Origin of the sequence: Cobetia sp. MC34, from assembly GCF_018340035.1 — a bacterium.
GTDB lineage: Bacteria > Pseudomonadota > Gammaproteobacteria > Pseudomonadales > Halomonadaceae > Cobetia > Cobetia amphilecti.
This window is the reverse complement of the sequence record NZ_JADPPY010000014.1, coordinates 1-22,487: the sequence shown is the minus strand read 5'-3', so window position 1 is coordinate 22,487 and position 22,487 is coordinate 1. Positions and strand designations below refer to the sequence as shown.

17 protein-coding genes are annotated in these 22,487 nt (G+C 62.1%); 9 read left to right on the top strand and 8 right to left on the bottom strand.

Annotated features, from left to right (window positions below):
• The first annotated feature begins 97 nt into the window (after window positions 1–97).
• Together luxS and IZU87_RS09470 are read left to right on the top strand one after the other, a co-directional pair.
• Window positions 98–610 (top strand): S-ribosylhomocysteine lyase, encoded by a 513-nt coding sequence (gene luxS / locus IZU87_RS09475; RefSeq protein WP_043331647.1) that lies wholly within the window; start codon window positions 98–100, stop codon window positions 608–610.
• Window positions 611–765: 155 nt separating this feature from the next.
• Entirely contained in the window at window positions 766–1,713 is a 948-nt protein-coding gene (locus IZU87_RS09470; protein ID WP_213114349.1) for an alpha/beta hydrolase, read from the top strand.
• A gap of 159 nt (window positions 1,714–1,872) precedes the next feature.
• Here the strand turns inward: IZU87_RS09470 and gyrB are convergent, their stop codons facing one another.
• From gyrB to dnaA, 4 genes are all read right to left on the bottom strand, one after another.
• Window positions 1,873–4,290 (bottom strand): DNA topoisomerase (ATP-hydrolyzing) subunit B, encoded by a 2,418-nt coding sequence (gene gyrB, locus IZU87_RS09465; protein WP_153634997.1) that lies wholly within the window; start codon window positions 4,288–4,290, stop codon window positions 1,873–1,875.
• A gap of 19 nt (window positions 4,291–4,309) precedes the next feature.
• Window positions 4,310–5,395, bottom strand: coding sequence for a DNA replication/repair protein RecF (gene recF, locus IZU87_RS09460; protein ID WP_153636738.1), 1,086 nt, complete (start codon window positions 5,393–5,395; stop codon window positions 4,310–4,312).
• A 176-nt stretch (window positions 5,396–5,571) separates the two neighbouring features.
• Window positions 5,572–6,675, bottom strand: coding sequence for a DNA polymerase III subunit beta (dnaN, locus tag IZU87_RS09455; RefSeq protein WP_043331653.1), 1,104 nt, complete (start codon window positions 6,673–6,675; stop codon window positions 5,572–5,574).
• A 145-nt stretch (window positions 6,676–6,820) separates the two neighbouring features.
• Window positions 6,821–8,308, bottom strand: a complete 1,488-nt coding sequence (gene dnaA, locus IZU87_RS09450; protein WP_043331654.1) for a chromosomal replication initiator protein DnaA — start codon at window positions 8,306–8,308, stop codon at window positions 6,821–6,823.
• A gap of 887 nt (window positions 8,309–9,195) precedes the next feature.
• Here dnaA and rpmH point away from each other — a divergent pair.
• The 6 genes from rpmH (at window position 9,196) to IZU87_RS09420 (ending at window position 16,992) form a co-directional block, all read left to right on the top strand.
• Window positions 9,196–9,330 carry a 50S ribosomal protein L34 gene (gene rpmH, locus IZU87_RS09445; RefSeq protein ID WP_043331656.1) on the top strand — a complete coding sequence of 45 codons (135 nt, stop codon included), beginning with the start codon at window positions 9,196–9,198 and terminating at the stop codon, window positions 9,328–9,330.
• A gap of 11 nt (window positions 9,331–9,341) precedes the next feature.
• Complete coding sequence (gene rnpA / locus IZU87_RS09440; protein ID WP_052384306.1) at window positions 9,342–9,731, top strand: ribonuclease P protein component; 390 nt, start codon at window positions 9,342–9,344, stop codon at window positions 9,729–9,731.
• Window positions 9,732–9,850: 119 nt separating this feature from the next.
• On the top strand, window positions 9,851–11,515 hold the full coding sequence (gene yidC, locus IZU87_RS09435) for a membrane protein insertase YidC (protein WP_213114348.1): 1,665 nt from the start codon (window positions 9,851–9,853) through the stop codon (window positions 11,513–11,515).
• A gap of 211 nt (window positions 11,516–11,726) precedes the next feature.
• Window positions 11,727–13,145 (top strand): tRNA uridine-5-carboxymethylaminomethyl(34) synthesis GTPase MnmE, encoded by a 1,419-nt coding sequence (mnmE, locus tag IZU87_RS09430; RefSeq protein ID WP_131431077.1) that lies wholly within the window; start codon window positions 11,727–11,729, stop codon window positions 13,143–13,145.
• A 137-nt stretch (window positions 13,146–13,282) separates the two neighbouring features.
• Entirely contained in the window at window positions 13,283–15,178 is a 1,896-nt protein-coding gene (locus IZU87_RS09425) for an ABC transporter ATP-binding protein (protein WP_213114347.1), read from the top strand.
• Window positions 15,175–16,992: an ABC transporter ATP-binding protein gene (locus tag IZU87_RS09420; RefSeq protein WP_249330516.1), complete on the top strand. Its 1,818-nt coding sequence runs from the start codon at window positions 15,175–15,177 to the stop codon at window positions 16,990–16,992. Before IZU87_RS09425 ends, IZU87_RS09420 begins: the two co-directional genes overlap by 4 nt.
• 179 nt (window positions 16,993–17,171) lie before the next feature.
• On the opposite strand, the gene IZU87_RS09415 is transcribed toward IZU87_RS09420, so the two are convergent.
• The 4 genes from IZU87_RS09415 to rdgB all read right to left on the bottom strand — a co-directional run bounded on the left by IZU87_RS09415 (window position 17,172) and on the right by rdgB (window position 21,637).
• Complete coding sequence (locus IZU87_RS09415) at window positions 17,172–18,842, bottom strand: 23S rRNA (adenine(2030)-N(6))-methyltransferase RlmJ (RefSeq protein WP_213114346.1); 1,671 nt, start codon at window positions 18,840–18,842, stop codon at window positions 17,172–17,174.
• A gap of 227 nt (window positions 18,843–19,069) precedes the next feature.
• Entirely contained in the window at window positions 19,070–19,732 is a 663-nt protein-coding gene (locus tag IZU87_RS09410; protein WP_213114345.1) for a YiaD family glycine zipper/OmpA-like lipoprotein, read from the bottom strand.
• 85 nt (window positions 19,733–19,817) lie between these two features.
• Complete coding sequence (hemW, locus tag IZU87_RS09405; protein WP_213114344.1) at window positions 19,818–21,017, bottom strand: radical SAM family heme chaperone HemW; 1,200 nt, start codon at window positions 21,015–21,017, stop codon at window positions 19,818–19,820.
• Window positions 21,017–21,637: an RdgB/HAM1 family non-canonical purine NTP pyrophosphatase gene (rdgB, locus tag IZU87_RS09400; RefSeq protein ID WP_131431073.1), complete on the bottom strand. Its 621-nt coding sequence runs from the start codon at window positions 21,635–21,637 to the stop codon at window positions 21,017–21,019. The genes hemW and rdgB overlap by 1 nt, the downstream gene beginning before the upstream one ends.
• Before the next feature lie 482 nt (window positions 21,638–22,119).
• On the opposite strand from rdgB, the gene IZU87_RS09395 reads away from it, so the two are divergent.
• A complete protein-coding gene (locus tag IZU87_RS09395; protein ID WP_213114343.1) occupies window positions 22,120–22,386 on the top strand; it encodes a hypothetical protein in 267 nt (88 codons plus the stop codon).
• Window positions 22,387–22,487: the final 101 nt, after the last annotated feature.

Genomic DNA, 22,487 nt, shown 5'->3' with positions numbered 1-22,487 from the left:
GCCTCTCTAATCAGTAGCGGCGATATGCTACCCTTCAGACATGAATCCGGGTGGGCGACTGCCTGCCTGTCTCACTTCCTCATGCTGGAGGCTTCACATGCCACTGCTGGATAGCTTCACTGTCGATCACACCATCATGAAGGCGCCTGCCGTGCGCGTGGCCAAGAAGATGGGCACCCCGAAAGGCGACAACATCACCGTCTTCGACCTGCGCTTCTGCGTGCCGAATGAAGAGATTCTCTCCGAGAAAGGCATTCACACCCTCGAGCACCTGTTCGCCGGCTTCATGCGCGAGCACCTCAACGGTGATGACGTCGAGATCATCGATATCTCACCGATGGGTTGCCGTACCGGCTTCTACATGAGCCTGATCGGTGAACCGGAAGAAGCTCGCGTTGCCGCAGCCTGGTCTGCTGCCATGCAGGACGTGCTCAACGTGGCGCGTCAGGAAGAGATTCCGGAGCTCAACGTCTATCAGTGCGGCACCGCACAGATGCACTCTCTGGAAGAAGCCAAGCAGATCGCCAGCAACATCCTGTCCCGCGATATCGGCGTCAACCGCAATGACGAGCTGAAGCTGGATGAAGGCTTCCTCAATCAGGCGCACTGAGTCTTGAGGCAGCAAGCCTTGAGACATCGAGCCTTGAGGCACCGGGCTTGATCAGCCTGTCGAGTGCGCCGAGCACTTGAACGAAAAAGCCCGCTATCTGACCGGATCAGATAGCGGGCTTTTTTCATGACGTGACATCCGAGCGAGTGTAGCCAATGCCAGATTCCAGCAGCCATGCCTTTGATTTCACGACCTTCCTGGCAGACAAGGAAGCGTGGTCAGCGCCGAATGAACTCGTCCCCTACCGCTGCCGCGATGACAGCAGCCTGGGCTGTCGCCATTATCCCGCAGCAGGCATGTCAGGGGGCCGCTCACACCTCATCCTGCTGCATGGCTCCAGCGCTGACAGCCGTTATCTCGCATCGCTGGCAACGCGCCTGGCTGAGGCCGGTCATCATGTGCATACGCCGGACTTGCGCGGCCACGGCCCAGCCCCGCAGCGACGTGGCGACATCGACCACCTGCTTCAGCTCGAGGAAGATCTCGAGGACCTGATCCTGTCGCTCGAGCTCCCAGCCGATGCCAGAGTCATTGTCGCTGGCCACTCTGCCGGAGGCGGCCTGGCACTGCGCTTCTCGGCCGCTGTCTGTCAGCGCCAGCGTGCCAACATTCCGCTGCACGGCGTCATACTGCTGGCACCGTACCTGCATCATCTCGCGCCCAACATGCGACGTGATTCACGCTGGGCACAGCCACGCATCGCGCGAATGCTGGCCTGCGCGCTGCTGAATCGGCTCGGCATCCATCGCCTGGATCATATTGAGGTCCTTGGCTTCAATATCCCGCCAGAGTACCGCGATGCACATACCACCGACGCCTACTCGTGGCGCTTGATGACGGGCCTCAATCCTCGCGACTATCAGGGTGACCTCAAGGCGCTCGCCCATCATCAGCTGCCAGTGCTGGCGCTGATCGGCGAGCATGACGAGGCGTTTCATGCCGAGCGCCTTGCTCAATGTCTGCAACCCCACCACCCCGCGGCGCAGGTGGAAGTCCTCGAGACAATTGATCACCTGGGGCTTGCGACGTCCTCCATCACGGCAGAGCGAATCACCGCCTGGCTGACCAAGCAACGCACCGATCAGGGCGGCACGCCCGGCTGAGACGACACGCTCGGCCGTGACCGAGCCCTGCCCCTCGCGGTTATCCTTGCTCTAGACTGCGGCAACACGCACATGCAAAAACGGCCCCTGATCGAAGATCAGGGGCCGTTTTTCTAGCCCGGCTTGGCAAGACATCCGCCAAGCGCTAGCTCAACGCCATCAGACGTCGAGGTTGGCCACCAGCGCGAAGCGCTCGATGAAGTCACGGCGCGGTTCGACTTCATCACCCATCAGGGTATTGAACATCTGATCGGCACCGATCGCATCCTCAACGGTCACACGCAGCATGCGACGGGACTCAGGATCCATGGTGGTTTCCCACAGCTGATCCGGGTTCATCTCGCCCAGCCCCTTGTAGCGCTGGATGCTGAAGCCACGTGCCGCTTCCTTCATCAGCCAGTCGAGGGCTTCGTAGAAGGTGACGACTTCCTTCTTGCGCTCACCGCGCGAGACGTAGCTGCCAGCTTCCAGCAGGCCTTCCAGCATGTTGCCCAGCTCACTCATCTCGCGGTAGTCGGCGGACTTGAAGAAGTCGACATCCCACAGGTAATCGCTGCTGACACCATGTGCCGTCAGCGTCACCGCCGGGAGATAGAGATTGCGTTCGCCGTCGTGGCTGAGAGTGAAGCTGTAGTGCGGGCCACCCTCATAGGCAATCAGGTCATCCATTTCCTTCTGGAGACCATCGATCCAGCCTTGCACCTGAGACTGGTCCGCGAGAGCGGCCTCATCCAGATGCGGAGCGTGCACGATCTTGCGCAGCACGGCAGACGGATAGACACGCGCCAGACGATCGATGCGCTTCATCACGCCACGATACTGGTTGACCAGCGCTTCCAGCTGAGCGCCGGCGATGCCCGGGGCATCGGCGTTGACGTGCAGCTTGCCGCCGTCCAGCGCCGTGGCGGTCAGATAGTCCTGCAGCGCCTGCTCGTCCTTCAGATACTGCTCATGCTTGCCACGCTTGATCTTGTAGAGCGGCGGCTGGGCAATGAAGATATGACCGCGCTCGATCAGCTCCGGCATCTGACGGAAGAAGAAGGTCAGCAGCAACGTACGGATGTGCGACCCATCGACGTCGGCATCCGTCATGATGATGACGGAGTGATAGCGCAGCTTGTCGGGGTTGAACTCTTCACGACCGATACCGCAACCCAGCGCGGTGATCAGCGTGCCAACCTCGGCAGACGACAGCATCTTGTCGAAGCGCGCCTTCTCGACGTTGAGGATCTTGCCCTTCAGCGGCAGGATCGCCTGGGTACGACGATCACGCCCCTGCTTGGCGGAGCCACCAGCGGAATCACCCTCGACCAGGTACAGTTCGGAGAGGCTCGGGTCCTTCTCCTGACAGTCAGCCAGCTTGCCCGGCAGGCCTGCGATATCCAGGGCGCCCTTGCGACGCGTCATATCACGCGCCTTGCGCGCAGCTTCACGCGCCCGCGCCGCATCCAGCATCTTGTTGACGATGCCCTTGGCTTCGTTGGGCTTCTCGATCAGATACTCGGAGAACAGACGGCCCATTTCCTGCTCGACGGCTGTCTTGACCTCGGAAGAGACCAGCTTGTCCTTGGTCTGCGAAGAGAACTTCGGGTCAGGTACCTTGACCGAGATGATCGCGGTCAGGCCTTCACGGGCATCATCCCCGGTCGTACCGACCTTGGATTTCTTGAGCAGACCTTCCGCCTCAATATAGCTATTGAGCGTACGCGTCAGTGCCGCACGGAAGCCGGCCAGGTGCGTCCCGCCATCGCGCTGAGGAATATTGTTGGTGTAGCAGAAGATATTCTCGGCGAAGCCTTCATTCCACTGCATCGCCACTTCGACGGCAATGCCATCCTCGCGCTCCATCTCGAAATGGAACACCGGATTCAAGGGCGCCTTGTTGGTGTTGATATGGTCAACAAACGCCTTGAGGCCACCTTCGTAATGGAACAGCTCTTCCTTGCCGCTGCGCTCGTCAATCAGACGGATGGCGACACCGGAGTTCAGGAAGGACAGCTCGCGCAGACGCTTGGCCAGAATCTCGTAGTGGAATTCGATATTGGCAAAGGTCAGCGGGGAAGGCTTGAAGCGTACCAGGGTACCGGTCTTCTCGGTCTGGCCCACGATGCCCAGCGGCGACTGCGGCTCGCCATGGCGATAGATCTGCTCGTGGACATTGCCCTGACGCCAGATGGTCAGCTTGAGCTCTTCGGATAGCGCGTTGACGACCGAGACACCCACACCGTGCAGACCGCCGGAGACCTTGTAGGAGTTGTCATCGAACTTACCGCCAGCGTGTAGCACGGTCATGATGACTTCCGCTGCGCTGACGCCTTCCTCTTCATGGATCTCGGTCGGCACACCACGACCGTTGTCGCTGACGGAAACTGACTCGTCGGCATGAATAACGACCCGGACTTCGCTACAGTGACCGGCCAGCGCCTCGTCGATGGAGTTATCCACCAGCTCGAACACCATATGATGCAGCCCCGTGCCGTCATCGGTATCACCGATATACATGCCGGGGCGCTTGCGTACGGCATCCAGGCCCTTGAGGACCTTGATGCTTGATGAGTCGTAAGCCTGTTCGCTCATTGGCTTCTCCGTCGTGAAATCATTCCGTGTGCAGTCGCCCGTGTTCCACGTGAAACATCCTGACATCAGTGTTCGGCAACCATACCCGATCCAATGTTTCGGGTTCGACGCAGGTCACGAAGACCTGGCACTCGAGGCCTGCCAACAGCTGGCAGAACAGACGGCGATGCTCGCCATCCAGTTCCGCCGGCAGATCGTCGATCAGGTAGACACAGGTACGTCCGTTCATTTCTTCGAGCAAGCGACCCTGAGCCAGCTTGAGAGCGCTGACCACCAGCTTCTGCTGGCCGCGAGACAACACCTCGACTGCAGGGCGTCGCCCCAGGCGAATACGCAAGTCGGCGCGTTGTGGGCCAGTCTGGGTAAAGCCCATATGGCTATCACTGTCGCGCCCTGCTGCCAGCACGTCGCCCAGAGGGCGCTTGGCATCCCAACCGCGCTGATAGCGCAGAGTCAGCTCGGGTAAATCAATCAGCTCGGCAAGCGTGGCTTGAAACAGAGGCGCCAGCGCCTGCATATATTCCATGCGCAGGGCATCAAGACGCTCGCTCCAGTGAGCAAACTCTCGATCCCAGACGTTAAGTGCCTGAACGTCCATCTTACCATGCCTGAGCAGTGCGTTCCGATGTTTGAGCGCCCGACGCACGCGGCGCCAGACGTCGAAGAAGTCGTGTTTCACGTGAAACACACCCCAATCGAGGAACTCACGTCGGGCAGAGGGCGACCCCTCCAGCAACCGGAAGGCATCCGGATTGATCAGCTGCAACGGCAAGGCCTGAGCCAGTTGGGCGACTCGCTCTACCTTCTCGCCATCCAGCCGCATCTCCAGCCCATCTGCCGCCTGATCACGCCTTACCCCCAGGGGGCGCGGCGGATCGCCTGCCAGGCGGCCAAACAGCGTCATTCCCGCCGTGTCATGCGCAATGGCATGCTTGAGCTTGTGCGTGCGGAAAGAGCGCGCCAGCCCCAGCACATGGATACCTTCCAGCAGGCTCGACTTGCCACTGCCATTGGCACCACTGACCAGATTCACCCCTTTTCCCGGCGCCATATCGACTGTCGCCAGGTTGCGCAGATTCTGGAATTGGAGTCGTTCAAGCGCCATGACGGCCTCATTCGATAGAGAAAAAGAGCCATGGCCGCCTTCGGGGCTCAAATACGACAACACCCGCCATTCAGGAGTGAAAATGGCGGGTGTTGTCGAGGCTCATTCTGCGATTGCGCGCGTCAACTGCGTCACAATTACGATTCAAGATACTGATTTAAATAGAAATTACGATATTACAGGCGCATCGGCATCACTACGTAACGTGCATCGCCACCACCCGGCTCTTCCAGCAGCGCTGAGCTGTTGGCATCGGAAAGCGTCAGCTGCACACGATCGGCATCCAGCACTCCCAGCACATCGATCAGGTAACCGACGTTGAAGCCGATCTCGAGGCCAGCCCCTTGATAATCAAGGGCAATATTCTCTTCGGCCTCTTCCTGCTCGGGGTTGTTGGCCAGCACACGCAGGTTGCCGGCCTCCAGATAGAGGCGCACGCCACGGTACTTCTCGTTGGAGAGGATCGCGGTGCGCGACAGTACCTGACGCAGCTCGGCACGCTCGGCCACGATGACCTTGTCACCGCCACGCGGGACAACACGCTCATAATCCGGGAACTTGCCGTCCACCAGTTTGGAGGTGAAGGTGAAGTCGCCGGTCTGGGCACGCACGTGCGTCCCGCTGACCGTCAATGTCATCAGCTCATTGCTGCCATCGAGCAGGCGCGTCAGCTCAAGGATACCCTTGCGCGGGATGATCAGCTTCTGCGCTTCCGGCACGCTGATGTCAGCGGCCTGCTCACAGACGGCCAGGCGGTGACCATCGGTCGCCACGGTACGCACCAGATTGCTGGTCAGCTCCAGCAGCATGCCGTTGAGGTAATACCGGACATCCTGTTGCGCCATCGCGAAGGAGGTCGCGTCGATCAGATGCTTGAGGGTGCCGCGCGGCAGGCTGACGGTGATATCGCCCTGACCATCATCGATGTTCGGGAACTCGGCCACCGGCAAGGTCGACAGGGTGAAGCGTGAACGGCCGCTGCGCAGAATGGCACGCCCTTCTTCCAGCGCGAGAATGATCTCGCTGCCTTCGGGCAGTGACTTGCAGATATCCATCAGCTTGCGCGCCGGCACCGTCGCGGAACCCGGCTCATCGACACGGCTGGGCTCGACGCGCCCGATCAGCTCGACCTCAAGGTCAGTCCCGGTCAGCGACAGCTGCTGATCGGACACTTCAAGCAGCACATTGGACAGCACCGGCAGTGTCTGGCGACGCTCGACGACACCCGCCACCAGGGACAGCGGGCGCAGCAGGGCTTCACGCGAAATGGCAAATTTCATGGAGACTCCACTCTCTGGAAACGGGGCAATGCTCGCTGACAGGCAGCGCGCACGCAAAAGAAATTCGGGGCCGCGACAGGCAAGCCCGGAGCACAGCAGGCCGATAGCGTGATTGTCGCCAACCCGACCTGCCGCTGCAATTCGATCAGCTGGTCAACAGACGCAGCAGATTCTTGTAGTCCTCGCGGATATCGGCGTTCTCTTCTCGCAGCGAGGCCACCTTGCGACAGGCATGCAGCACCGTGGTGTGGTCTCGCCCGCCGAAGGCATCGCCGATTTCCGGCAGGCTGTGGTTGGTCAGCTCCTTGGCGAGCGCCATCGCGACCTGACGCGGACGGGCGACGGAGCGCGAACGACGCTTGGAGTGAAGATCGGAAATCTTGATCTTGTAGTACTCGGCCACGGTACGCTGGATATTGTCCACACCCACCTGCTTGTCCTGCAGTGCCAGCAGGTCCTTCAGGGATTCACGGATGAAGTCCTGATTGATCGCGCGCCCCATGAAGTGGGAGTCGGCGATGACCTTCTTCAAGGCCCCCTCGAGCTCGCGCACGTTGGAGCGGATCTTCTGCGCGATGAAGAAGGCGGCATCGTGAGGCAGATCGACCTTGGCCTGATCGGCCTTCTTCATCAGGATCGCGACGCGCGTCTCGAGCTCCGGCGGCTCGATGGCGACGGTCAGCCCCCAGCCGAAGCGTGACTTGAGACGCTCCTCGACCCCATTGATCTCCTTCGGATAGCGGTCCGAGGTCAGAATCATCTGCTGACCACCCTCGAGCAACGCATTGAAGGTGTGGAAGAACTCCTCCTGGGAGCGCTCCTTGCCAGCGAAGAACTGGATGTCATCGATCAGCAGCGCATCCACCGAACGGTAGAAACGCTTGAAGTCATTGATGGCATTGAGCTGCAGTGCCTTGACCATATCCGCCACGAAGCGCTCGGAATGCAGGTAGACCACCTTGGCATTCTCGCCGCCCTGCTTGGCCAGATGATTGCCCACCGCGTGCATCAGGTGGGTCTTGCCCAGACCCACGCCGCCATACAGGAACAGCGGGTTGTAGGCGCCGCCGGGATTCTCGGAGACCTGACGCGAAGCCGCGCGAGCCAGCTGGTTGGACTTGCCTTCGACAAAGGTTTCGAAGGTGAAGTTCGGATTCAGCCCACTGGAATGCTTGAGGCTACCTTCTACCTGCACCTGGCGCGTGTTGCGACGCGGTGCCTGTTCCCGGGCGCCATCGCCGGCCATCTCACGCTCTTCCGCGAAATTGCCCCGCGGTGGCGTATGCACGGAAGGGGCACGCGGGCTCGGCATCTGGCCCGGCGCTTGCGCCTGGGCAGATACCGGCGACGCAGCCGCGCCTTCTGGACGCGGGTTCGAGACGGTCCGGCGGCTACCGACGCTCAGCTCGACCTTGGGCGGCTTGCCCGGTGCCAGCTCACGCAGCAGCTCGTGAATTCGTTTGAGGTACTTGTCATTGACCCAATCACGCACGAAGCGGTTGGGGGCGAGCAGGCACAGCTCTCCGCTGTCGCCTTCCTCAGCCTGCAGGGGACGAACCCAGGTATTGAACTGCTGTGAATTCAGCTCGTCTTGCAGGGCGTCAAGACATTGTTGCCAAAGTGCGAGCGACACGCGACCTCACATCCAGTTGTCGAAGGGGCGGCCATTGTATAGGCCAAGCCACGAGTTATCCACACGACATCTGCCGCAAAAAGCACTGTGGACAACATCGGTATTTTTCAAGTATCCGCATCGGGACAGGCTGGGGAGCATCCGCGCACAAGATTTCCATTGTGGACAAGACGACAGTTATGCACATGGCCATGCACAGGCTGAACTCAGTTTGCCCACCACTTATCGCCAGAGCTGTCCTATCGACATGCAATTGAGCAAGATAGGAAAAAACAGGTTATCCACAGCAACTGCCTTCCTTAATAGTTATTGGTTATTCAGAACTACTTCTCTGTAGTAATGACAGCAGCCCCGCGATCTTCGAATCACGCGAGGTGCGAGGGGCTGTGATCGCGCCGACAGAAACCCGGGTTATCCACTGCGACTTTTCGGCACGCCTGACACGCCAGGGTCGGGAGTGCTCAACCACTCGCCAGAAACGCGAATCCTTGAGGCTCACGACCGAACACAGGACTTGCACCCTTCCTGCGCATCGCCATGGCGGGCGATGCCAATCACTCAGCCCCACTGAGCGCTGAAAAAGCGCTGATCGCTTGCCTGGCGATCGGTGCCTGTAGGCTCAAGGACGCCAAATCGATTTTTTTTGTGCCCGAAGGCCTGTCTTGCGCGTGATCCGCGTGAGACACGAAGCGCCATATGGCGGGCGGCGTAGACGATATCTGTCGTCAAATGCCGCGAACGGGCTGTGGACAACTTCCAACGCGACATTGCAAGCCACTTGCAGATTCACTAGAATCCCTGCCCCTGACCAATCTGCCCTGTCCTCATGTGGATACAGGGCAACATTCGTTGACCTTTTCCAAACAACCACGTGGGAAGAAGCAGCTATGAAACGCACATTTCAGCCGAGCGTCCTGAAGCGCAAGCGCACACACGGTTTCCGTGCTCGTATGGCGACCAAAGGTGGCCGTGAGGTCATCCAGCGTCGTCGTGCGAAAGGCCGTAAGCGTCTGAGCGCCTGATCGAGGCCCGGATGTCCCGTCAGGGATTTCCCCGGCAGCTTCGCTTGCTGACTGCCGGGGATTACCGGCACGTCTTCGATCACACCACCCTCAAGGTACACGGCAAGGGGCTTCTGGCCCTGGCGTGTCCGAATGACCTGGGACATGCCCGCCTGGGGTTGGTGTTCAGCAAGAAGAACGTGCGCCGTGCCGTAGATCGCAACCGCCTCAAACGTCTGACGCGCGAATCCATTCGCCTCCGCCAGCAGCGCCTTCCGGCCGTCGACATCGTCGTACTGGCCAAGCGAGGCGTGACCGAGCTGGACAACGAGACTCTGCATCGCCAGCTGGACGGCATGTGGGCTCGTCTGGAGAAGGACGCCAGACGCCAGAAAGCGGCCAAGTCAACGCCACCTGCCTGACGCGACACCTGCCCGGTGCGTCCGGCATGTGGCGTTTTTTTCGTTATACGCCCTACCGTTCGTGACCGGACTCATCTGACTCCCCGCCAGATTGATTCACCCTCCAACGGGTATACACCATGGACGTCAAACGATTACTCCTCGTGATTCCGCTTGCGGTTGTCGCCTATCTGATGGTGGTCCAGTGGAACAAGGACTACGACCAGCCGGCTGCGGAAACACAGGCTCCCCAGGTTGCCTCTCAGGCCGCCAATGCCACTGCGCAAGGCCTTGAAGCCCCAAGCAGCAGCACGACTGCCAATGGCGATACCGGCCTCTCCACGCCGGATAGCGCAGCAAGCACCCCGAGCAACAACCTGATTGAAGTCAAGACTGACGTGCTGGACCTGCGTATCGATCCGCAGGGCGGTGACGTGGTCTATGCAGCGCTGCTCGAGCACAAGCAGAACAACGCTTCCGAGTCGCCCTTCGTGCTGCTGTCCGACAATCAGTCACGCAGCTACGTGGCCAAGTCCGGCCTGCAGCTGGATGGCCACAAGGGCCGTATCGCCTTCTCTGCCGACAGCAACAGCTACACCCTTGCCGAGGGTGACAACAGCCTGCAAGTGGACCTGAAGGCCGACATCAATGGTGTTGCGGTCATCAAGCGCTTCACCGTCAGCCAGGACAGCTACCAGATCAAGGTCGACTACCTGCTGGACAACCAGTCACAGCAGCCGGTCAATGCTCGCTTCATCGGTCAGCTGGCCCGTGACAACAGCGCGGACCCGACCTCCGGTGGCGGCATGGGCATGAAGTCCTATCTGGGTGCAGCGTTCTCTTCTGAAGAGAACCACTACCAGAAGGTCGATTTCGAAGACATCCAGGACGGCAGCTTCAAGAATGTCGACGTCCAGGGTGGCTGGGTGTCCATGATCCAGCACTACTTCGTGTCTGCCTGGGTGCCGGCTGACAACCAGAAGAACCTCTACTACGCCAACGTCGACAAGCAGAACCGCAATGTCGCCGCCTTCGCGAGCCCGACGACCCAGATCGCCGCGGGTCAGCAGGCTGAGCTCGGCGCGACCCTGTTCGTCGGCCCGAAGGATCAGGACCAGCTGGAAGCGACCGCTCCCTACCTGGAACTGGTCGTCGACTTCGGCTGGCTGTGGTTCCTGGCCAACCCGCTGTTCTGGCTGCTGGAGCACATCCACGCGCTGGTCGGCAACTGGGGTGCCTCCATCATCCTGCTGACCGTTCTGGTCAAGGTCGTGCTGTTCCCGCTGTCCGCGACCGCGTATCGCTCGATGGCCAAGATGCGCAAGATGGGCCCCGAGATGCAGCGCATCAAGGAGAAGTACGGCAGCGACCGCCAGAAGGTCTCCCAGGAGATGATGAAGTTCTACCAGACGGAGAAGATCAATCCGCTGGGGGGCTGTCTGCCGATCGTGATCCAGATGCCAGTCTTCATCGCCCTGTACTGGATGCTGATGGAATCCGTCGAACTGCGCCACGCGCCGTTCATGCTGTGGATCCAGGATCTGTCAGTGAAGGACCCGCTGTTCATCCTGCCGATCATCATGGGCCTGACGATGTTCATCCAGCAGCAGCTGAACCCGACTCCTCCGGACCCCACCCAGGCGAAGATCATGAAGATGCTGCCGATCGTCTTCACCTTCTTCTTCCTGTGGTTCCCGGCAGGTCTGGTGCTGTACTGGATCGTCAACAACACGCTGTCGATCGCTCAGCAGTACGTCATCACCCGTCAGATCGAGAATGCCGAGCCAGCCAAGAAAGGCGCATGATGCCTTTCAGGTTCGCCTGACATGACTCACCCACGACCCTCGCCTCGGCGGGGGTCGTGGCGTTTCAGGGCTCTGATTCCGGGGGCTGCGCCGACACTCCCGCCGCAAGGCGCCTTCCCCCATCACCCCGCTTGCTGTCACGGGCCTCCAGCCGCGACAATAGCGGCCATCTCCTTCATCTTCATTCCGGCTTCGCGCCCGAGGTTTGTGCATGTCTACCGCCTACCAGCCTGACTCCATCGCGGCCCTGGCCACTCCGCCCGGCCGTGGTGGCGTCGGCATCATCCGTGTCTCCGGTCCGGCCTGTCAGGCCATCGCCCAGGCCATGCTGGGCCAATGCCCGCCGGCACGCCGCGCCCACTATGGCCCCTTCATGGGACTCGATACCCAGGGCAACCCCATCGCCCTCGACGAAGGCATCGCGCTCTACTTCCAGGGCCCGAATTCCTTCACCGGCGAGGACGTGCTGGAGCTGCAAGGGCACGGCGGCCCGGTGATCATGGACCTGCTGCTGGAGCGCTGCGTACAGCTGGGCGCACGCCTGGCACGCCCCGGTGAATTCAGCGAGCGCGCCTTCCTGAACGACAAGCTGGATCTCGCCCAGGCCGAAGCCATCGCCGACCTGATCGACGCCAGCTCACGCGCGGCGGCCGAGAATGCGCTGCGCTCGCTCAAGGGCGAGTTCTCGACGCGCGTCAGCGCGCTGGTACAGCGCCTGATCGAGCTGCGCATCTACGTCGAGGCCGCCATCGATTTCCCCGAAGAGGAAATCGACTTCCTGGCCGACGGCCATGTCGCGGCGCGCCTCGATGAGGTCAAGGCCGAGCTGGTGGGCGTGCGAGCCGCTGCCAACCAGGGCGCTCTGATGCGCGAGGGGATGACGGTGGTGATCGCCGGCCGCCCGAATGCCGGCAAGTCGAGCCTGCTCAATGCGCTGACCGAGCAGGACACCGCCATCGTCACCGATATCGAAGGCACCACCCGCGACGTGCTGCGTGAGCACATCCATCTCGACGGCATGCCGCTGCATATCATCGATACCGCCGGGCTGCGCGACACGCCGGACGCCGTCGAGCGCATCGGCGTGCAGCGCGCCTGGGACGAGATCGAGAAGGCGGACCGCGTCCTGCTGCTGGTCGATGCCGCGACCACCTCGGCGACGGACCCGATGGAGATCTGGCCGGAATTCGTCGCGCGCCTGCCGGACCCATCCCGCCTGACGCTGGTCCGCAACAAGATCGACACCAGCGGCGAGACGCCGGGGCTGACCGCCATCACCGCAACGCAGGATGGCGATGCCGAGCTGGCACGCCACCAGGCCAGCGTGGTGCGCATCTCGGCACGCGACAATCAGGGCCTCGATGCGCTGCGCGATCACCTCAAGGACATCATGGGCTTCACCGGCACGGCAGAGGGGCGCTTCAGCGCCCGCCGCCGCCACCTGGATGCGCTGGAGCGCGCTGGCGAATCTCTCGACAACGGCGAGGCCCAGCTGCATGGCGCCGGCGCCGGCGAGCTGCTGGCCGAAGACCTGCGCGCCGCCCAGATGGCGCTGTCCGAGATCACCGGCGAATTCTCCGCCGATGATCTGCTCGGGGAAATCTTCGGCAGCTTCTGCATCGGCAAGTGATCGCGCCGAGCTGACTCCCGCCCACAGGCGGGCTCTCTTGCCGACAGTGCTTGCGTCTGGCTGTCTCCCTCTCGTTATACTGCCTCTGCCGACCCCTCCGAGTGGCGGAGGCGGGCAGGGGCAGACCGGGAGCCGACATGGCGGGACGCGCGACATCGAACAGACCGCAGGATGCCCATCGCGAGTCCCGTGACTCCAGTGCCTCTCCCCCGCCGGCCCCCGCCGCCGAGCTGACTACCGGGCCTCTCCCCGAGGCCCCGTTGCGCCACCTGCTGCTCGACTTCTTCACCCGCCATTGGCCCCGCTATCTGCTGGCCATCGCGTTCCTGATCGGGGTCGCGGGGCTGAATCTGCTGTTGCCGTGGGCGATCGGCGCCACCATCGATGCGTTGCGTGACGGCAGCCTCGACCACGAGGCCTTGCTGAGCCGCCTGTTGTGGCTGGTAGGCGCGGGGCTCGCGCTCTATGCACTGCGCTATGCCTGGCGCGTGACGCTGTTCGGCACCGCCTATCAGCTGGGGACGGAGCAGCGTGATGCCTTCCATGCCAAGCTGACGCGCCTGGACCCCGGCTTCTATCAGCGCCACCGCACCGGAGACCTGATGGCGCACGCCAGTCAGGACATCGATGCCGTGGAGATGGCCGCCGCGGAAGGTGTGCTGTCCAGCGTCGATGGCGCCATGACCTTCGTGCTGGTGCTCGGCATCATGCTGATCGCCATCGATGTGCCACTGACGCTGCTCGCCTTGTTGCCCTTCCCCTTCATGGCCTGGGCCTTCGCACGTATCTCACGACGGATCGGAGAGCGTTTCCGCGAATCGCTGGAGCGCTTCTCGGACCTGAATGACCAGACCCAGGAAGCCTTCGCCGGCATTCGCATGCTCAGAAGCCATGCCTTGCTGGAGGATGAAGGCGCAAGATTCTCGCAGCGTGCCGCCGCCGCCGAAACCGTCGATTATCGCGTCCAGAAGCTGGAGGCGGCCTTTGATCCGGTGGTGTTCATTGCACTCTCGGCGGCGACGCTGCTGACGCTGGGCGTGGGCAGCTGGCGCTATCTGGATGACGCCATCACCCTGGGCCAACTGACCAGCTTCACGCTCTATCTGGCGCAGCTGATCTGGCCGATGTTCGCGCTTGGCTGGTGCCTGAATATATTGCAGCGCGGCGCGGCAGCCGCACGGCGGCTGGCCACCTTCCACGCCGCGCCACAAGCCCTTGAGGACAGCGGCACCCTGGACGAGGTCAGTGACCATTCACTACGCCTTGAGATCAATGAATTCCACTATCCGGGTAGCCAGCAACGTGCCATTGGCCCCCTCTCCCTGCAGGTGGCGGCAGGGGGGAGTCTGGGGATCGTCGGCGCGACCGGCAGCGGCAAGTCCACCTTGCTGCGTCTGCTGTCGCGCAGCTGGCCTCTGACGCCTGAGCAAGGGGTCTTGACGCTCGGCGGCAGAGAAGCGAGTGAGTACACACTATCGGCTTGGCGCCAGCAGTTCTCACTGGTCCCCCAGGATCCGTTCCTGTTTGCGCTCTCGGTAGCCGACAATGTCGCCCTCGCCTGCCCCGAGGCCTCCGACGAGCGAATTCGAGAGGCGCTGCGCGCCGCAGCCTTCGAGGAAGATCTGCGCCGCCTCCCCCAGGGGCTGGAGACGCTGGTGGGTGAGCGAGGCATCACACTCTCCGGCGGCCAGCGTCAGCGGCTGGCATTGGCACGCAGCCTGCTCAGCGAGGCGCCGATCCTGCTGCTGGACGATACCCTGTCGGCGGTCGACCAGGTCACCGAACGCACCCTGCTGAAGACTCTCGCGCGCCTGCAGCAACCCGATCACCACGGCCTCAAGCGCACGCTGATCATCAACTCCCATCGTCTGTCTGCCGTACAGGCCTGCCAGCAGATTCTGGTGCTCGAGGACGGGTGTATCCTGGAACAGGGCGATCACGCCAGTCTGCTGGCCGCGCGCGGCGCTTACTGGCGACTATGGCAGGCCCAGCAGGTCAACCGCGAAGACGATGCCAAGGCAGAGCGCTCATGAGCCACGATGCCGCGACACGCCCCGACACCCTCAGCGGCACTCGCCTGCTCAGCCGACGGCGCCTGGCATTGCTCTGGCAACCGCTGGGCAGGCGCCGTGCAGAGGTCCTGCGCGCGCTGTTGATCCTAATCGCGGCGACCGTACTGGATGTTCTCGGCCCGTGGCTGACTCAGCGCTATCTGGATGACTACCTGATTCCCGGCAACCTCGCCCCCGAGGCCCTGGCCGGATTGGTGGCCATCTACGTGATCACCCAGCTGGGCGCCGCCGCCGGGCGCTATTTCCAGCAGCTGCGCTTTTCCCGTCTGGCCCTCGCCAGCGTGCGCGATATCCGTGAGCGAGTCTTCACACACCTGCTGAATCAGCCCTTATCGACCCTCGACAATATCGCCGCCGGTGAATTGGTGGCCCGTGTGACCAACGACACCGAGTCGCTCAAGGAGCTGTATATCGGGGTGCTGGCGACACTGATCGGCAATGTGGTGCTGTTGATCGGCATCCTGTCGGCGATGGCCCTGATGGATGGCACCCTGGCGATGATCGCGACGGCGCTGGTGCCGCTCTCCATCGGCATGATCTGGCTGTATCAGCGCTTCTCCGGGCGCGCTGCACGCGAGGTGCGCCGCCTGCGTGCCTTGCAGAATGCCAGAATCGCCGAGGCGATCGGCGGCATGAGTGTGCTGCAGGCAAGCGACCAGACCGAACGCTTCAGTCAGCGCTATCACCACCTCAACGTCTCCCAGTATCAGGCGCGCATGCGCACGGTGCGTGTGTCGGGGCTGCTGTTGCGTTCGGCCATCGACCTGATGGCGATGCTGATCACGCTCTCGCTGGTCGCCGTGTTCGGGCTGCGCGAACTGGGGGGCGGTGCGGAACTGGGAGTGCTCTACGCGTTCATCGCCTGGTTGGGGCGCATCAGCGAGCCCCTGATCCAGATCACGCAGCGACTGCAGGTCTTCCAGTCGGCGCTGGTGGCGACTGGCCGGCTGGAAGAGGTGCTGGACCGGCCACGCGAGACGCCTGAGCCAGACACGCGCGCCGCGAGGAAAGCCACGCGTGGGCACACGGACAATGCCGTGATAGCGAGTGGTCACTATCAACTCGAGCAGCTGACGTTTCGCCATCAGGGTGCGGAGGGCCCGGCCCTCAATGGACTGACGCTTGCCATCGAGAGCGGTGAGTTTCTCGGCGTGGTCGGCCCGACGGGCAGCGGCAAGTCCACCCTGCTCGACCTGCTCAGCGGGCAGCGCCCTGCCCCGGCATCTCAGCTGCTGCTGGATGGTCGTCCGCTGATGGAGTGGTCGGCTCAACAACGCGCTACCGCGATAGCCGTCGTCCCGCAGGAGCCCTTCATCCGCGCCACGACACTGCGCGACAACCTGCTGCTGGGGCGTGAGATCAGCCAGCAGCACCTGTCACGGGTCCTGCACAAAGCGCATCTGGCGCCGCTGGTCGATAGTCTGCCGCTGGGGCTCGACACCTTGCTGGGCGAGCGCGGCCTCAGTCTCTCCACGGGCGAGCGCCAATTGCTGGCGCTCGGACGCGCACTGGTCACGACACCACGCGTGCTGTTGCTGGATGAGGCCACCGCCAGCATCGATAGCCATACCGAAGCCCTGTTGCAGCAGGCACTGCATGAGCTGCGTGGCGAAGTGACCTTGATCGTGGTGGCACACCGGCTTGCCACGGTGCGCGATGCGGACCGCCTGCTGGTGCTGGAACAGGGCCGCATCACCCAGCTGGGGAGCCATGATGCTCTGATGGCAGAACCCGGCCTCTATCGGCGGTTATGGCGAGAAGACATCGCGCACTGATCAGGCAGGCCAACATCCTCGACAATACAAACGCCCCACGATGCAAGCGGCCCCGCGATCTAGACGCCCCACAATCTAGACGCCCCACAATGCAAACGCCCCCACAGGCATGGCCTATGGGGGCGTTGTCAATCCGAGCTCATGATATGGCACTCAGCGTTCTGCATTCACACCTGTCATCACGGCTTGCGCGGGCCGCGTGGCTTGGTGCCCTGAGTCTTGCCAGAGCTGTCTTTGCCAGGCGCTGACTTGCCAGAGCTGTCCTTGCCTGGGGCTGCCTTGCCTCTCATGGCATTGCTTTCCTGCTTCTCACGCAGGGCACGCGCTTCACGCGCATCCAGCGGCTTGCCGACATCCTTATTGTCTTCAGGTCGCTGCTTGGCCGCGTACTTTCTGGGCAGTTTGGTCGTGCTGTTCGGGTTGACCTGACCATCACGACCGATCGCCGGCGTGCTGCGCATGCTGACCCGCGTGGAGCCTTCGCGGCGGCCCTTGCCCGGCACGCTGGAGGACCAGTCGCTCCAGCTGGCAGAGTCCTTGCCCGCTCCCTTGCCTGCCGTCTCGCCCTTGCCACGCGGACGAGTCGGCTCGACAGCGGCCGTCGACTTGCGCTCGGCAGGCTTCTCGCTGACGCGCTTCTGGCTCGGCGCGGAATGCCCATGCACCTCATCCTTGACCTGCGCCTTGATGCTGGTCTTGGGCTTGGCAGTCGCGGAATGACGCTTGCCCTTGGCCTTGGGCGTCGCACTGTCATTGCGCACGCGAGGCTTGGCCCAGCCTTCACCGCGCTTGAGCTTCTCGCGCTTGGGCTTGGCCTGGGTCACCTCGACATCGCTGTCGCGCTTGACCTTCTGGTTGAGCTTGCGCAGTGACAGCAGGCGCTCACGCGGCATCGGCTTGGGCTCGCTGCGTTCGCGGGCGACCTCCTCCGACAACCACCACAGGCCTTTGTGCTCGACGGCAACCGACTGCGGAGCCGGCAGCGCGCCCTTGAGCACCTCGACCACTTCCTGCATGGCGGTGGAGAACTGACGATCGAACTGCCACGGCGGATTGATCACCAGCATGCCGGAGCCGTACATGCCGTGCTCGCCTTCCGGCGAATCGATCGTCAGCTCACTGCGCCACATCGGTGCCGGCGAATGCTTCTTGAGACGCTCGAGCAGATCATGCTGACGACCCGCCGGCAGCAGCGGATACCAGATCATGATGGTGGCATGACGTGACTTGCGCAGGGTCTCGACCACGACCTCGGCGACATCACGATAATCATTCTTCAGCTCATAGCTGGGGTCGATCAGCACGGCGACGCGCGGCGTGGTGACCGGCACGGCCGCCAACAGACCGGACAGACCATCCTGCTGACGACGCATGACCTTGCCGAGGCTGTCACGCTGCACCGGCGCCTGATCGAAGTGGTAGATCTCGCCCGGATGCAGCTCATAGGCCAACAGGCGATCGCCGCGACGCAGCGACTGGCTCAGCCACCAGGGCGAACCGGGATAGACGCTCAGCTCGCTGGCGCTGCCCTTGGCGGCATCCGGCTGCATGTCCGCCAGCCGTGCCAGCCAGCGAGCCAGCGGCTTGTCAGCTGACGGGGATTTCGGCTCACCCGCATCGGTCAACCAGCGATCACGCACCTGCCACAACGGCAGAACGCCCTGCTCGTATTCGCGCAGCTGTTCCGTCTCGCGGGCCGCCAGCGGATACCAGCCACGACCGGCGTGAGTGTCGATAAACGTAACGGGGGATTCTTTACGTAATAGCTGCTCGGCCAGGGTGGTGGCGAGCAGGTGCTTGTGCAGGTCGGCAAAATTGCCAGCGTGATAGGCGTGCTGATAGGCGAGCAAGAGCGCCTCCTTGATACGGCGATATCTGCCACATCCAGCGAGGCAGCAGATAGAAATCGGGGGGCGGCGACGAGAGGAAAACCAGACAAGGCCGCCGAAGGGGCTGAAGGATAGCAGAGATGATCACTTGTCACCCCAAAAGCCGTGCTTGCCAAGCAACGAGGCCCACGCAAATGCGCAGGCCTCGTGGTCATTCACCATCATGTCGCCATGACAGCTGATGGGTCTCAGCTTTCCATCGGCGTCAGCGTGATCTCGACGCGACGGTTCTGGGCGCGCCCGGAGGCGGTGTCGTTGGATGCCACCGGGCTGGCTTCACCATAACCGAGCATGTTCAGACGGTTGAAGGCGATGCCACCACTGGCCAGATAGTTGCCGACGGCCTGAGCACGCAGCTCGGACAGATTCTGGTTGTAGTTGCTGGCACCGGTGGAATCGGTATAGCCCGCGATGTTGACGCGAGTCTCGTCGTATTCCTTGAGCACGGTGATGACACCATCCATGACCGGCTGAATCTGGCCGGACAGGGTGCTGGAGTCGGAGCCGAAGGTGACGTTGGACGGCATGTTGAGGATGATCTGGTCGCCCACACGAGTCACGCTGACACCGGTGCCCTGCAGCTGATCGCGCAGCTTGGCTTCCTGAACATCCATGTAATAGCCGATACCACCGCCCGCGGCGGCACCCGCAGCGGCGCCGATCAGCGCCTTGTCGAGACGATGGTTACCACTCTTGGTCGCCCCGGCGATTGCGCCGACGACCGCGCCGATGCCGGCACCCTTCGCCGCACTGGAGGTCTGCTGCTCATTGGTATACGGGTTGGTCGTGGAACAACCCGCCATCGCGACGGCGGCTGCCAACGGCAGGGCCAGGAGTACAGACTTCTTCATGGTAACGCTCCCTATCTACACACTCATTAAAGGCAAGACGACAATTGCGCAAATAATCGTCATACCTCCGATAATGCCTGATCAATCAGGTGTCGAACATGGCCAGCAGGTCATTGAGGAACAATAAGCCCTGGGGCGTGGCGCGCAACAGCACGTCATCCTCAACGATGAGCCCGCGCGCGCGCGCCTGGCTCAGGCCCGGCTCCAATGCCTCGCGATCCAGCCCGGTCGTGCGGCGCAGATCCTCGAAGCTGACACCCCCGGTCAAGCGCAGTGCATTCATCATGAACTCCAGCGCCAGCTCATCGCGGTCAATTTCCTGCTGACCCGCCACGAACCCGCGAGGGTCCTGCATCCTGCGCAAGTACGCTTCAGGCTGACGACTTTTCCAATGGCGTTGGAGTTGCAACTCGCCGTTCAAGTTCCCTGCCGAGTCGGTCTTCAACAACGTCAACTTGCCATGCGCGCCCGCTCCGATGCCCAGGTAATCACCGAATTTCCAGTAATTGAGGTTATGACGCGCGCTGCGCCCTTCAAGGGCATAGGCGGAAATCTCGTAACGACGGAAACCGGCAGCCTCCAGCTCGGCGTGACCGTGATCCTGGATATCCCACAGCAGATCATCTTCCGGCAGTACCGGCGGGCGCGAATAGAACTCGGTATTCGGCTCCAGCGTCAATTGATACCAGGACAGATGGGTCGGCTTGAGTGCCAAGGCACGCCGGATATCATCCAGCGCGGTCTCCAATGTCTGGCCCGGCAGGCCATGCATCAGATCGATATTGAAATTGTCGAAGCCCGCCGCCCGTGCGCTGGCCACCGCGCGCCCGGCTTCTTCAGCGGAGTGGATGCGCCCCAGCACCTCGAGCTGCTCCGGCTGGAAGGTCTGCACGCCCAATGACAAGCGATTGATGCCGGCGGCGCGATAGGCGGCAAAGCGGCCCTGCTCCAGCGTGCCGGGATTGGCCTCCAGCGTGACCTCGCAGTCGGCAGAGAACGTCATGCGCGCCCGCAGGCCATCGAACAGTCGCTGGTAAGCCGCCCCGCTCAGCAGACTCGGCGTGCCGCCGCCAATGAAGATGCTTTGCAATTCACGCTCGGGCTGACCCTGCAACAACTGCAGGTCCTGATCGAGATCGGCCAGCAGCGCCGTGATGTACTCCTCTTCAGGCAAGCCGGCATCACGCCCGACCCCGTGGGAGTTGAAGTCACAGTAGGGGCACTTGCGCACGCACCACGGCACGTGAATATAGAGCGACAGAGGCGGCAGGTTCGCGGCGGACATCACGCCTGACCGCTCTGCGCGGCAAGCGCCTCGAGCAACTGCTGCATCGCACGTCCCCGGTGGCTGAGACGGTTCTTGGTCTCGGCATCCAGGGCCGCGGCGGTCATGCCATGCTCCGGCAGCCAGAAAAGCGGGTCATAGCCGAAGCCACCCTCGCCTTGTGGCGCGTCAAGGACACGTCCCTCCCAACTGGCCTGAACGATGATCGGCACCGGGTCTGCCGCATGGCGCAGATAGACGAGCACGCACCAGTAGCGCGCCGTACGCGCTTGCTCAGGCACGCCCTCAAGCGCTGCCAACAGGGCGGCGTTGTTGTCACCATCACCGCTACCTTGCTGACGCCGCGCGGCAAAGCGTGCGGAATAGATGCCCGGCTCCCCGCCCAGCGCATCGACTTCGATCCCGGAATCATCTGCCAGCGCCGGCAGGCCGGTGACCTCTGCGGCGTGGCGCGCCTTGATCAACGCATTCTCGACGAAGGTCAGCCCTGTCTCTTCGGCGTCACTCACTCCCAGCTGCCCTTGAGGCATCGGTTCGATCCCCAGCGGTGCGAGCAAGTGGGAAAATTCACGTAGCTTGCCGGCATTGCCACTGGCCAGTACGAGAGAAGAAGCGGACATGTGAATCTCCGGGGTAGGAACAACGAGAATGCGGCCGCGTGTGAGTCACACGGGCGAGGCGCTTGCAGCACCCCATTCTAGCGCGTGAGTCCGGTGCGTACACGCGAGGGGTCTGCGCCAGGCACGACTGAGATCCATGATGTCATGGGCCGATGTCACTCATGTGCTCAACTTGAAGACTGACAGGCCGATACAGGCTATCTGCCTCAGCGCGGGCTAATGCCTGTGCAGGATTTGTCTGTGCCTCGCGGCTCAAGCAAGTAAACATCAACCGAAAAAAACCCGTAACTCGATGTTTTGTATAGCCTTTAAGTGGGAAATAAAAGAAATGGGCGTTATGCCATCTAACACTATGCGCAGCGCCAGCCCCCAGGTGTCACTCGACTAGACTTCAAGACAACCATCGAATCACCGTGGATTCATGTCTCCGCCTCAGCCTGCTGATGATGAGCCCCCCAAAACGCTTGCGACAGGAGCGCCCCATGACTGCTACCAGAGTCCTGTTCGTGACAAGCCCTTCACCGCAGACCGAACTGTTCGTCGAGTACCTGCAAGAGACACTGAAATGTGTCGTCGAGGCCTGCCACCATGAAGCCCCACTGCCGTCATCTCCCTGCCTGGTGCTGATCGACAGCACCCAGTGCAGTCTGGCCCAGATGATGCGATGGAGCCATATCGACAAGATCGCTGCCTTCAATGTCGAACATGAAGACGATGCCATCTCCCCGCCTTATTCACGAGTGCCCTGATCAGGCGGCTTGAAGTGGCTGGCCGTTGGGTTCTCGCACCAGGGGCGCTATCTACGCCGTAACGGCCCGCTGAATCATGCCCAAATGCTGCTCTTCTGTCG

Bases quoted from the DNA above. Each gene is read 5' to 3' on its own strand.
- luxS (WP_043331647.1), top strand. From the start codon at position 98: ATGCCACTGCTGGATAGCTTCACTGTCGATCACACCATCATGAAGGCG.
- IZU87_RS09470 (WP_213114349.1), top strand. From the start codon at position 766: ATGCCAGATTCCAGCAGCCATGCCTTTGATTTCACGACCTTCCTGGCA.
- gyrB (WP_153634997.1), bottom strand. From the start codon at position 4,290: ATGAGCGAACAGGCTTACGACTCATCAAGCATCAAGGTCCTCAAGGGC.
- recF (WP_153636738.1), bottom strand. From the start codon at position 5,395: ATGGCGCTTGAACGACTCCAATTCCAGAATCTGCGCAACCTGGCGACA.
- dnaN (WP_043331653.1), bottom strand. From the start codon at position 6,675: ATGAAATTTGCCATTTCGCGTGAAGCCCTGCTGCGCCCGCTGTCCCTG.
- rpmH (WP_043331656.1), top strand. From the start codon at position 9,196: ATGAAACGCACATTTCAGCCGAGCGTCCTGAAGCGCAAGCGCACACAC.
- rnpA (WP_052384306.1), top strand. From the start codon at position 9,342: ATGTCCCGTCAGGGATTTCCCCGGCAGCTTCGCTTGCTGACTGCCGGG.
- yidC (WP_213114348.1), top strand. From the start codon at position 9,851: ATGGACGTCAAACGATTACTCCTCGTGATTCCGCTTGCGGTTGTCGCC.
- mnmE (WP_131431077.1), top strand. From the start codon at position 11,727: ATGTCTACCGCCTACCAGCCTGACTCCATCGCGGCCCTGGCCACTCCG.
- IZU87_RS09425 (WP_213114347.1), top strand. From the start codon at position 13,283: ATGGCGGGACGCGCGACATCGAACAGACCGCAGGATGCCCATCGCGAG.
- IZU87_RS09420 (WP_249330516.1), top strand. From the start codon at position 15,175: ATGAGCCACGATGCCGCGACACGCCCCGACACCCTCAGCGGCACTCGC.
- IZU87_RS09410 (WP_213114345.1), bottom strand. From the start codon at position 19,732: ATGAAGAAGTCTGTACTCCTGGCCCTGCCGTTGGCAGCCGCCGTCGCG.
- hemW (WP_213114344.1), bottom strand. From the start codon at position 21,017: ATGTCCGCCGCGAACCTGCCGCCTCTGTCGCTCTATATTCACGTGCCG.
- rdgB (WP_131431073.1), bottom strand. From the start codon at position 21,637: ATGTCCGCTTCTTCTCTCGTACTGGCCAGTGGCAATGCCGGCAAGCTA.
- IZU87_RS09395 (WP_213114343.1), top strand. From the start codon at position 22,120: ATGACTGCTACCAGAGTCCTGTTCGTGACAAGCCCTTCACCGCAGACC.